Annotated in this window: 11 protein-coding genes; 7 read left to right on the top strand and 4 right to left on the bottom strand. The window is 62.5% G+C overall.

All coding sequences use genetic code 11. The features are described from left to right. Positions 1-17 precede the first annotated feature (17 nt). A complete protein-coding gene (locus G4D79_RS14210) occupies positions 18-587 on the bottom strand; it encodes a DUF4245 domain-containing protein (protein ID WP_099698610.1) in 570 nt (189 codons plus the stop codon). 180 nt (positions 588-767) lie between these two features. Between G4D79_RS14210 and glpX the strand changes: the two genes are divergently transcribed. Then, the gene (gene glpX / locus G4D79_RS14205; RefSeq protein ID WP_099698611.1) at positions 768-1,802 is read left to right on the top strand and encodes a class II fructose-bisphosphatase; all 1,035 of its coding nucleotides are present in this window, start codon (positions 768-770) and stop codon (positions 1,800-1,802) included. Positions 1,803-1,903: 101 nt separating this feature from the next. After that, positions 1,904-3,307, top strand: coding sequence for a class II fumarate hydratase (locus G4D79_RS14200; protein WP_003945220.1), 1,404 nt, complete (start codon positions 1,904-1,906; stop codon positions 3,305-3,307). A 49-nt stretch (positions 3,308-3,356) separates the two neighbouring features. Here the strand turns inward: G4D79_RS14200 and G4D79_RS14195 are convergent, their stop codons facing one another. Both G4D79_RS14195 and G4D79_RS14190 read right to left on the bottom strand, forming a co-directional pair. Next, on the bottom strand, positions 3,357-4,076 hold the full coding sequence (locus G4D79_RS14195) for an NADPH-dependent F420 reductase (protein WP_082900865.1): 720 nt from the start codon (positions 4,074-4,076) through the stop codon (positions 3,357-3,359). Between the two features lie 59 nt (positions 4,077-4,135). Next, positions 4,136-4,591 carry a nitroreductase family deazaflavin-dependent oxidoreductase gene (locus G4D79_RS14190; RefSeq protein ID WP_099698612.1) on the bottom strand — a complete coding sequence of 152 codons (456 nt, stop codon included), beginning with the start codon at positions 4,589-4,591 and terminating at the stop codon, positions 4,136-4,138. A gap of 340 nt (positions 4,592-4,931) precedes the next feature. On the opposite strand from G4D79_RS14190, the gene G4D79_RS14185 reads away from it, so the two are divergent. The 5 genes from G4D79_RS14185 to G4D79_RS14165 all read left to right on the top strand — a co-directional run bounded on the left by G4D79_RS14185 (position 4,932) and on the right by G4D79_RS14165 (position 9,756). Beyond that, complete coding sequence (locus G4D79_RS14185) at positions 4,932-5,498, top strand: TetR/AcrR family transcriptional regulator (RefSeq protein WP_003945239.1); 567 nt, start codon at positions 4,932-4,934, stop codon at positions 5,496-5,498. Positions 5,499-5,595: 97 nt separating this feature from the next. Continuing rightward, positions 5,596-7,167, top strand: a complete 1,572-nt coding sequence (locus G4D79_RS14180; protein ID WP_047270321.1) for an MFS transporter — start codon at positions 5,596-5,598, stop codon at positions 7,165-7,167. A 97-nt stretch (positions 7,168-7,264) separates the two neighbouring features. Continuing rightward, on the top strand, positions 7,265-8,878 hold the full coding sequence (locus G4D79_RS14175) for a serine hydrolase (RefSeq protein ID WP_099698613.1): 1,614 nt from the start codon (positions 7,265-7,267) through the stop codon (positions 8,876-8,878). Positions 8,879-8,895: 17 nt separating this feature from the next. Next, complete coding sequence (locus tag G4D79_RS14170) at positions 8,896-9,321, top strand: limonene-1,2-epoxide hydrolase family protein (protein ID WP_007726363.1); 426 nt, start codon at positions 8,896-8,898, stop codon at positions 9,319-9,321. Between the two features lie 30 nt (positions 9,322-9,351). Further along, complete coding sequence (locus G4D79_RS14165; RefSeq protein WP_003945227.1) at positions 9,352-9,756, top strand: carboxymuconolactone decarboxylase family protein; 405 nt, start codon at positions 9,352-9,354, stop codon at positions 9,754-9,756. Positions 9,757-9,816: 60 nt separating this feature from the next. On the opposite strand, the gene G4D79_RS14160 is transcribed toward G4D79_RS14165, so the two are convergent. After that, positions 9,817-11,184, bottom strand: coding sequence for a PhoH family protein (locus tag G4D79_RS14160; protein ID WP_099698614.1), 1,368 nt, complete (start codon positions 11,182-11,184; stop codon positions 9,817-9,819). Positions 11,185-11,366: the final 182 nt, after the last annotated feature.

Below are 11,366 nucleotides of genomic sequence, written 5' to 3'. Positions count from 1 at the left end.
CGCTCCGACCGCAAATCCTATGGCGTGATCGGCTGCGCTGCGCCGACCTTCTCGGCAAGAATCCGGAACTCTTCCGGCGTCGCCGCGCCCGTGAGCAACAGGCGAACATCCCCGACGTCCGTGACCCAGATCGCCTCGACACCTTCGCCGCCGAAGACGTTCCACGTATCGGCACCGACGGTCTCGACTCCGGTCGCGAATCGCTGTCCACCGGCAACATGTGACACCAACGGGAATTCCTCGGCGTTGCTCTGTGTCAGCTGGATGTAGCGACCACTGGTCGTGATGAATCCCACAGTGCTCGAATCTCCGCCGCCGTCGCCGGAGATGATCTTGCGACTGCCGGAGTTCGGAGTCCACCCGTCCGGAACACCGGGATTACGGATGGGAAATCCGAGTTCCTTCGCGTCGTAGTTCAGAGCTGCGTCCACGTCGACGCTCGGGATAGGCCCCTGCGTCGGGCCGCCAGGACTGAACGTGCACTGGCTGGCGATGCCCGCAATGATGATGCAGAACAGCACCAACGGTACGAGAGACCAGACCATGTCTTTGTTGTCTTCGAGAATGCGGGGTTTCTTCGATGCCACACCCCCAGTATCCAGGTACTCCGCAGTAGATACGATTCCCGGTCCCCCTCGAGCGAGACAAAACGTCTCTGCGGCGACCCGACAGCGCACGTAGCCGCTCCCATCTGGGACAATGACGCCTGAAGAAACCACTGCGTCGACACACCCCGTCGACCGCGACCGCGCCAGGAGGCACCGCACATGACGGCCAGCAGCACTCATCGTGAGACCCCGGACCGTAACCTCGCACTCGAATTGGTCCGAGTCACCGAAGCCGGTGCTATGGCTGCCGGCCGCTGGGTAGGCCGCGGTGACAAGGAAGGCGGCGACGGAGCAGCCGTCGACGCCATGCGTCAGCTCGTCTCGTCAGTCTCGATGCGCGGCATCGTCGTCATCGGTGAAGGCGAGAAGGACGAAGCGCCGATGCTGTTCAACGGCGAAGAGGTCGGAAACGGCGACGGCCCCGACTGTGACTTCGCCGTCGACCCGGTCGACGGCACCACCTTGATGTCCAAGGGCATGCACAACGCAATCTCTGTTCTGGCTGTTGCCGAGCGCGGCGCGATGTTCGATCCGTCGGCCGTGTTCTACATGGAGAAGATCGCTGTCGGGCCGGATGCCGCAGATGTCATCGACATCAGCGCACCGATCGCCGAGAACATCAAGCGCGTAGCCAAGGTCAAGAAGGCGTCGGTCTCCGACATCACGATCTGCATCCTGGACCGCCCGCGTCACAACCAGCTGATCCAGGACGTTCGCGACACCGGCGCTCGTATCCGTCTGATCTCCGACGGTGACGTTGCCGGCGCGATCGCCGCAGCGCGTCCGGAGTCCGGCACCGACATGCTCGTGGGCATCGGCGGAACGCCAGAGGGCATCATCGCCGCAGCAGCCATGCGCTGCATGGGTGGATCGTTGCAGGGCAAGCTGGCCCCCACCGACGACGAAGAGCGTCAGAAGGCCATCGACGCCGGTCACGATCTCGATCGGATCCTGTCCACCGAAGATCTCGTCTCGGGCGAGAACGTCTTCTTCTGCGCCACCGGCGTCACCGACGGTGACCTCCTGCGCGGCGTCCGCTACTACGGCGGCGGCGCCAGCACGCAGTCCATCGTGATGCGTAGCAAGTCCGGCACCGTTCGCATGATCGACGCGTACCACCGTCTCGAGAAGCTGCGCGAGTACAGCTCCGTCGACTTCGACGGCGAAGAGGGCGCGGTTCCCCCGACGTTCTGATGGGCTCCGCCCCGTGAGTGGTTAGGGAGTCCCTGCACTCCTCAACCGCTCACGGGGGACGTAGTCCCCTACCCGCTCTCGAAAAGTGGCAATGTGGAGCCATGACGGAGAGCAACGATCAACAGTTCCGAATCGAACACGACACCATGGGCGAAGTTCGGGTGCCCATCGACGCACTGTGGCGAGCACAGACCCAGCGTGCAGTCGAGAACTTCCCGATCAGCGGGCGCCCGCTCGAGCGCACCCAGATCCGCGCAATGGGCCTGCTGAAAGCAGCGTGTGCGCAGGTCAACAAGGACCTCGGACTCCTCGACGCGGACAAGGCCGACGCAATCATCGCCGCCGCGAACGAGATCGCCGAAGGCAAGCACGACGATCAGTTCCCCATCGACGTCTTCCAGACCGGCTCGGGAACCAGTTCGAACATGAACGCCAACGAGGTCATCGCATCCATCGCGAAGGCCGCCGGTGTGGACGTACATCCCAATGATCACGTCAACATGTCGCAGTCCTCCAACGACACCTTCCCCACCGCCACGCATGTCGCAGCTACCGAAGCAGCGGTCACCGATCTTGTTCCGGCACTGGAACATCTGCATGCTGCGCTTGCCACGAAGGCGACCGAGTGGAAGACCGTCGTCAAATCCGGGCGCACCCATCTGATGGACGCTGTGCCGGTCACGCTCGGTCAGGAGTTCGGCGGCTACGCACGTCAGATCGAGGCCGGCATCGAGCGCGTCAACGCAACACTCCCCCGCCTCGGCGAGCTGCCGATCGGCGGAACAGCAGTCGGCACCGGTCTCAATGCTCCGGATGGATTCGGCCCCAAAGTTGTTGCCGAACTGGTCAAGTCGACCGGCGTCGACGCGCTGACTCCGGCGAAGAACAGCTTCGAAGCGCAGGCCGCGCGTGACGGACTGGTCGAGGCATCGGGCGCGCTGCGGACCATCGCCGTCTCACTGACGAAGATTGCCAACGACATTCGGTGGATGGGATCGGGTCCGCTGACCGGGCTCGGCGAGATCGCACTCCCCGATCTGCAGCCGGGAAGCTCGATCATGCCCGGAAAGGTGAACCCGGTCCTGCCCGAGGCAACCACTCAGGTTGCGGCTCAGGTGATCGGAAACGACGCCGCCATCGCGTGGGGCGGCGCAGCCGGAGCTTTCGAACTCAACGTCTACATCCCGGTCATGGCTCGCAACCTGCTGGAGTCGTTCACCTTGCTGGCCAACGTCTCTCGACTGTTCGCCGACAAGTGCGTGAGCGGACTGGTCGCGCACGAGGAGCACCTCAAGACGCTCGCCGAATCGTCGCCGTCGATCGTGACGCCCCTCAACTCGGCAATCGGTTACGAGGAAGCCGCAGCCGTCGCGAAGCAGGCACTCAAGGAGAAGAAGACGATCCGTCAGGTCGTCATCGAGCGCGGACTCGTCCCGGACAAGCTGAGCGAGGAAGAACTCGACAAGCGTCTCGACGTTCTGGCGATGGCGAAGGTCAAGGACTGAACAAACAAAAGAGTGGCGGTTTCCACTTCGGAAACCGCCACCCTTGCACTCACACCGCAGCGGTTGCCCGCCACTCGTCGGTGCGATCGGGGCTCGCCTCAGCCAATGCCTTCAGCGTCGCTTCGCGATCGAAGTCCTTGCCGTACACGGGAGTTCCCGGCTGCTGACGCCAGGAATCGTCGATCGTTCCCGCATCGACGGGATCGAAGCCCAACTGATTGATCAGATCGAAGACGACCTGCTTGTTCGCGTCGTCGTCGCCGGCGATGGGTAGCGCAATGCGCCCCTCTGCACCTTCGGGAAGGCCCTTCTCGAGGAGATGCTTCCACCAGATTCCGTTGAACGCCTTGAATACCGGAACACCCAGGTGCTCCTGCACCCATCCGCTTTCGGTCTGCCCGTCCTCGATGGCCGAGATCAGACCGTCACGCTGTTGCGGGTAGTAGTTGTTGGTCTCGATGACCGGGGCACCGGCGACCGCACCGCTGAGGATCCCCGCCGGTAGATCAACCACGTTCTTCTGCGGAATGCTCACGATGACCAGCTCAGCACCCTCGGCGGCCTCGGTGCTGCGGACTGCCTTCGCACCCGTCTCGGCTTCCAGTTCTGCAAGCGTGTCCGGTGTCCGCGAGTTCGAGACGCGCACGTCGTGACCGAGCGCAGCGAGCCTACGTGTGAGCGTGCCACCGATCTGACCGGCTCCGATGATTCCGATGCGCATGACCCTGCTCCTTCGTCGTGTGCAGTGGCGATCGCGCCACCGCTGCATTCGTCAACGACGAGAACGCACCGGGTCATTCCGCACCGACCACTTCAACTCCCGTTGATTCAATCGGTTGACGAATCGAGTGCGAGTTTGATGCGAACACTGACCGGGTCGGTCTGCAATCCGCGAAAGGCAGAGGCCGTCAGCGCCGATCTGATCTTCCCCGACGCAAATGTCTTCACCCGCGCCGGCACGTCGTCGTCCGGCATGATCTGGGCCTGTCCGTCCACCCACTCGCCGCGGCGACGGATCCGAACCTTCGGCGTCGCAGAGATATTGGCACCCCACCCCGCGCCGGTGCCATGCTGCGCAATGACCCACGCCTCGTCACCGTCGTAGGTGATCGCAACGGGCACTCGGCGGGTCAGACCGGTTCGGCGTCCAACCGTCTCGATCTCGGTCATCAACGACGGCATCAAACCGATCCGATTCAATCCGGTGACCAGCGGATTGGCGAAATACTTCCCGACTGCGACTTCGATTCTTCGTTTTCGTGCAACTGACGTCGGTACCGGCATGCCGTTTCCTCTCCTCCGAAGCTGGTGCTCGAAGCAACAGCTCTATACCGCACGATATAACCACTGTTCGGGCAGTTTTGCCACTAAGAATCTCCATCAATACCCACCACCTGCACACAACACTTGACTGTGTCTGTCGGTTACATCTAGTCTCAGATTCGTTCCTATACCGATCGACATACTGGGAGGCAGTGATGAACACACCTCGAGACGCCTCGTTGCCATGACCGGCCCGCAGGCGCGTTGTCCGATCGCCGCAGCGCGTCGCAAGTGGGGAGCACCAAAAGAATCAGCGGCACCAGATGATTCGAACAGCACTGCGATTGCATACGATGGCGGGATGGCCGACTCCGATTCCCGCACTCTGATGCTGGTCGGCGCCATCAATGCCTTCCGGGAACACGGGATCGCGACGACCTCGCTCACCGAGATCGTCGAACGCTCGGGAGCTCCCCGCGGGTCGGTGTACCACTACTTTCCCGAGGGCAAAGGACAGCTGGCCGGCGAAGCAGTTGCCTACTTCGGCCGGGGCGTCAGTGCCGCCATCAGTTCGATGATCGCTCAGTCTTCCCCACCGGAGATCATCGACGCGGTTGTCACGATATTTCGAAACAGCTTGGTAGAGAGCGATTTCACCTCCTCCTGTCCGGTCGCAGCCGCGGCAGTGGAGGGCGCGTCGACGCCAGCGGCATTAACTGCTGCGGGCGAATCCTTCACCTCGTGGGAATCGCTTCTCACATCGTTCTTCTGGCAGCAGGGACAGCCGTCCGAGACTGCAGCACAATGGGCAACCGTCGTGATCGCGTCAATCGAAGGCGCGACGCTGATGGCAAAAGCTCAGCACACCACGGCGCCTCTCGATCGCATCGGCGCTCACCTCAAGGCTCTGGTCTCGGCCCCGAGCTGACCAACCCTCTTTCTTCCAACCGCTGCTGCCGTCCGCGCAGGAGCAGAGATGGCGTACAAACATGTCTCACACACTTGCACCGGCGCCCTCGGCGCCCATGATGACCAAGTCCCGTCGATTCACTGCGCTGATCTTCATCTGCCTCGCCGAACTCCTTGTCGTGCTGGACAACACAGTGGTCAACGTCGCACTGCCGACGATGAGCGTCGACTTGTTCGCCAGCGTCAGCGACCTGCAGTGGATCGTCGACGCGTACACGTTGACCTTCGCCGGGTTCCTACTCACTTTCGGCCACCTGGGTGACCGCTTCGGACGCCGCCGAGTGATGATCATCGGCTTGATCGGCGTCGGTGCGATGTCGCTCGTCGGCGCTTTGGCTTCCAACCTCGAACAGGTGATCATGGCGCGAGCCGCCATGGGTGTCTTTGCCGCAGCGGTCTTTCCGGCTACGTTGGCCATGATCACCAACATCTTCACCGACGCCAGAGAACGAGCCATCGCCATCGCGGCCTGGACCGCAATGGCCGGCTTCGCGATTGCCATCGGCCCGACTGCAGGCGGCTGGCTTCTCGAGCACTTCTCCTGGCACTCGGTGTTCTGGATGAACGTTCCGGCAGCATTGTTGGTCATCGTGGGTGTGCTGCTGGTTGTTCCGGAATCGAAGGCGCTCCACGTCGGCCGATTCGATTTCGTCGGAACAATCTTGTCGCTACTGGGCATCGTCATTCTGGTGTGGACCATCATCGACGCACCACATCGCGGATGGGTCTCGACATTCAGCATCACGGGATACCTCTCTGCGACAGTGTTGTTGGCCGCATTCGTAGCGTGGGAACTGCGCACCGACGCGCCGATCCTGAACATGAATCTCTTCCGAATCCGGCGGTTTTCTTTCCCCGCCTTGGCTATTGCTGTCAGCTACTTCAGCATGTTCGGATTCTTGTTCCTGATCACGCAGTACTTCCAGGGCGTTCGGGAGTACTCGCCGCTCGAATTCGGCATCCACTCTTTGCCTTTCGCTGCAGCTGTCGCCGTGGGCGCCCCAGTCGCCACCTTGGCGGCACAGAAACTCGGCACGACTGCAGTGATGGTGTTCGGCCTCCTGGTACTCAGCGGCGGGATGTTCCTGGCGGGTCGGACGACCGTCGAGACGCCCTACCTCGGACCCGTCGTGATCTCGATGGTCCTCATGGGTCTGGGCCTCGCAATTGTCCAGGGACCGGCGACCGACTCCATCATGTCCTCGGTGCCCCTCGACGAAGCGGGCGCAGGTTCGGCAGTCAACGACACGACGCGTGAGCTCGGCGGGACCCTGGGCGTCGCCGTCATCGGTTCGATCGTCGCCTCGTACTACACGTCCAAGGTGGCTCCGATCGTCGACGCCATTCCCGACGCCGTGATGTCGGCGCAGGAGAAAGGCTTCGCTCGTGAGTCCGTGCTCAGCGTCATCGAGATCCGCTCCCGCGACATCAGTCCGCTCTTCGAGCAGCAGAAGGACAGTCTGATCTACACGATGAAGACCGCATGCCTGGAAGGTTTCGCCATCGCGTCGTACTTCACGGTCGGAGCAGCATTGATCACCGCTCTGCTGGTCGCGTTGTTGCTCCCTTGGAAGCCGGTCACGGAAGGCTCCATTCTCGGCAGCCTGACAACCAAGACCCCGAAGTAGCTACAAGGTTTCCCGATTTGTCCCAATATCAGCCCGCCGTTCCCCGATACTGGGTTGACCGAGTGGTACCGACGACAACCCTGCTAGGGAGAATCTCGTGTCCATCACCAGTAGAAACAGCTCGCGACTGTCGGCAGCGGCGGTTCCGGTAGTACTGACGGTCGCCCTGCTCGCCGGATGCTCGTCCGATTCAGACACCACCTCGGCGCCCGGGCCGGTCGTCAGCGACGCCAGCCCGGGTCTCGACGCCGGGGTGCCGATCCCGGACGGGCAAATCGACGACGCGGTCGGGAAGCTCGACGACCTCGCGAACGACCTCATGGCAAGTTCCGGTGTTCCCGGCATGGCGGTGGCCGTGGTGCACGGAGGTAAGACTGTGTACGCAAAGGGATTCGGGGTTCGCGAGTCGGGTAAGAGCGCCACCGTCGATGCCGACACCGTGTTCCAACTGGCATCGGTGTCGAAATCGGTCGGGGCCACGGTGGTCGCCCACGAAGTCGGAATCGGGACCGTCGACTGGGACACTCCGGTGATCTCGAAACTGCCGGAGTTTGCGCTTGCCGATCCGTGGGTGACCGACCACCTCACGATCTCCGATCTCTACACGCATCGGTCGGGGTTACCGGACCACGCCGGCGACGGGCTGGAGGACCTGGGCTACAACCGGGCACAGGTGCTCGAAAAACTTCGCCAACTACCGCTCAATCCCTTCCGAATCACATACGAGTACACGAACTTCGGCGTCACTGCCGGTGCGGAGGCCGTTGCAGCCGCGGCGGGCACCGATTGGGAAACGCTGTCGCAGAACACGATCTACGGTCCGCTCGGTATGACGTCGACGTCTTCGCGGTTCGCCGATTACCAAGCCCGAGAAAATCGAACAGTGGGCCACATCCTCGAGGACGGAAAGTACAAGGTAGGGCCGGTTCGGGACGCCGACGCCCAATCCCCCGCCGGTGGAGTCAGCTCCTCGGTGAACGACATGGCCAAGTGGTTGGACATGGTGCTGTCGGGCGGTCGGTATCAGGGGCAGCAGGTCGTTCAGACGGAGGCGCTCGTGCCCGCAGTCAACCCGGAAATCGTCTCGCGCCATGCGCAGGAAATCGGGGAACGCTCCGGCTTCTACGGCTACGGGTTCAACGTTTCCGACAGCGCGGCAGGCCGTGTGACCGCCAGCCACTCCGGCGCCTTCCTGCTCGGTGCCGGGACCAATTTCGTGACGATTCCCTCCGCTGACGTCGGCATAGTCGTTCTGACCAACGGCACGCCTACCGGCGTCGCAGAGACCTTGACCGCCGAATTCGCCGATCTGGTGCAGTTCGGGAAGATCACCCGCGAGTGGCGCCCGCTGTACGAAGCGTCCTTTGCCTCACAAGCCGACCCTGAGGGCGAACTTGCCGGGAAGACGCCGCCGGCCTCCCCCGCTCCCGCGCCACCGACAGACCAATTGACCGGCGACTACGGCAATCCGTACTGGGGTCCCGCGCTCGTGACGCAGCAGAACGGTGCGCTGACCTTGACCATGGGTCCCGCGGCCGCGACGTACCCTCTGACCCACTGGGACGGAAACACCTTCACGTTCCCGCTCAGCGGCGAGAACGCACCGGCCGGGACGGTCTCGAAGGCCACCTTCGACGGAAACTCGCTAACCTTGGAGTACTTCGATCACGATCATCTCGGTACCTTCATCCGGGCAACACCGGCCGAATAATCAGCCAAGGACACCCCATGAGTAGTTCGACAGCCACGGTGAACGCAATGTTCGCGGCCCTCACCGATTTCGACGTGGACGCCGCAGCCGAATTGATGACAGACGACATCGTCTGGCAGAACGTCTCGCTCCCCACCCTGCGAGGCAAGAAGACCGTCGTGCGAGCGCTTCGTCTGGTCACCAAGCCTTCACTGAAATTCGAGGCGGAGATGCACCACATCGTCGGCGACGAGTCCACGGTGCTCACCGAACGCACCGACATCCTCACTGTCGGACCGTTGCGCATCGAGTTCTGGGTATGCGGAACTTTCGAACTGCGCGACGGCAAGGTCTGCGTCTGGCGGGACTACTTCAGTCTGCGAGACGTCGCGTGGGGCGTGGTAACCGCGGTCGGCCGCGCAGTCGTCGGGACCGGGACACGAAGTAGGCTTGCTCCGGCCTGAAATCACCTGCCGAAAGCGAGCGAACCTGCCATGTCCGAAAACACCACGCCTGACTCCTTCGACGCCGGATTGGCTGTGCGCACCGAAGTCATGGGGGCCGATTTCGTCGACGCCGCCTTCGAGCGCACCCGGGGAACGGACAGCGAAGAACTGCAGAACTTCGTGACGGCCAACGTCTGGGGTTCTGTATGGACGCGTCCCGGACTCGATCGCCGCAGTCGCAGTCTGATCAATCTGGGGATGCTGATCGCGCTGCGCGCCGAGAACGAACTCAAAGGCCACGTACGTGGGGCATTGCGAAACGGATTGACGCGCACCGAGATCGTCGAAACCGTGATCCACGCGAGCGCGTATTGCGGCGCGCCGGCGGGGCTGGCGGCGATGCGTGTCGTGCAGGAAGTTCTCGACAACGAACTGGGACCGCTGCAAAACTGAACAACTTCAAACCCAGGCATCTCCCCGTGCAGACCGAAGTCCGCACGGGGAGATCACTTCTCAGGAAGTGGGGCCGAACTCCTCGAGCATGTCGGTCACCAACTCGGCGATCGGCGAACGCTCACTGCGCGTGAGTGTGATGTGCGCAAAAAGCGGGTGCCCCTTGAGCTTTTCGATGACGGCCGCAACTCCGTCGTGCCTGCCCACTCGCAGGTTGTCACGCTGCGCGACGTCGTGCGTGAGGACCACTCGCGAGCCGGTTCCCAGACGAGAAAGCACTGTCAGCAGAACATTTCGTTCGAGCGACTGCGCTTCGTCGACGATCACGAACGAATCGTGCAGCGACCGACCGCGAATGTGCGTCAGCGGCAACACTTCCAGCATTCCGCGGGCGAGAACCTCTTCGAGAACCTCTGGCGAGGCCAACCCGTCGAGAGTGTCGAAAACGGCCTGAGCCCACGGGCCCATCTTCTCGCTCTCACTACCGGGAAGGTAGCCGAGTTCTTGTCCGCCAACGGCATACAACGGACGGAAGACGACAACCTTGCGCTGAGTGCGGCGCTCGAGAACGGCTTCCAAACCTGCTGTCAGAGCCAAGGCCGACTTACCGGTGCCCGCCTTACCACCGAGAGAGATGATGCCGATGCTCTCGTCCATGAGGAGATCGAGCGCAATGCGCTGCTCGGCGGAGCGGCCGTGCAACCCGAACGCCTCGCGCTCACCGCGCACCAACTGGATGCGCTTGTCGGGAGTCACCCGACCGAGGGCGCTCGACGAACCACCGAGCAGGCGAAGACCCGTGTGACACGGCAGATCTCGCGCTTCGTCGAGGTCCAGGTAACCCTCGTTGAACAGCTCGTCGATGTCCGTCGAGGCGACGTCCAGCTCGGTCATGCCCGTCCATCCGGATGGCACGACGTCGTGAGCGTGGTACTCGTCGGCAGGTAGTCCCACCGCGCCTGCCTTCACACGAAGCGGAATGTCCTTACTGACGAGGACTACGTCCTTGCCCTCCGCCGCAAGGTTCAGCGCGCACGCCAGAATCCTCGAATCGTTACTGTCCGTGCGGAATCCGACGGGTAAGACCGCAGGGTCGGTGTGATTGAGTTCGACCTGCAGTGTCCCGTTCTCGGTGCCGATCGGTACCGGACGGTCGAGGCGGCTGTATTCGATCCGGAGATCGTCGAGCATGCGGAGCGATTCTCGGGCGAACCATCCCAGTTCGTGGTGGTGCCGTTTGCCTTCGAGTTCGCTGATCACGACGAGTGGCAGTACCACGTGGTGTTCGGCGAATCGAGTGACAGCCCATGGATCGGACAGTAGTACCGAGGTATCCAAGACGTACGTGCGAAGTGCATCTCCCGAATGATTCCCGGCTGATTGATCAGCCCGGGCCGAGTGGGCAGAGACGGAGCGTGATGCAGTCACGTTGGGCTCCTAGGTCTGCGCGGCACCCGCGCAAACTCAGCTCGCTGGGCCGGACGGCTCTGGTGTCAGGTGACGCTGTGTCAGCTGAAACAAGGGCCGGGCGCCGGCCCTCTCGTACTGAGTGTTTCAGTCACGATCAGAACCTCCCGCACAAGTAACTTCTGGTTACTCGTTACTGCCGA

Source organism: Rhodococcus sp. WY5 (assembly GCF_018588185.1).
GTDB lineage: Bacteria > Actinomycetota > Actinomycetes > Mycobacteriales > Mycobacteriaceae > Rhodococcus_F > Rhodococcus_F qingshengii.
The sequence above is the reverse complement of the archived record's forward strand: the minus strand, read 5'-3'. Positions and strand labels throughout refer to the sequence as shown.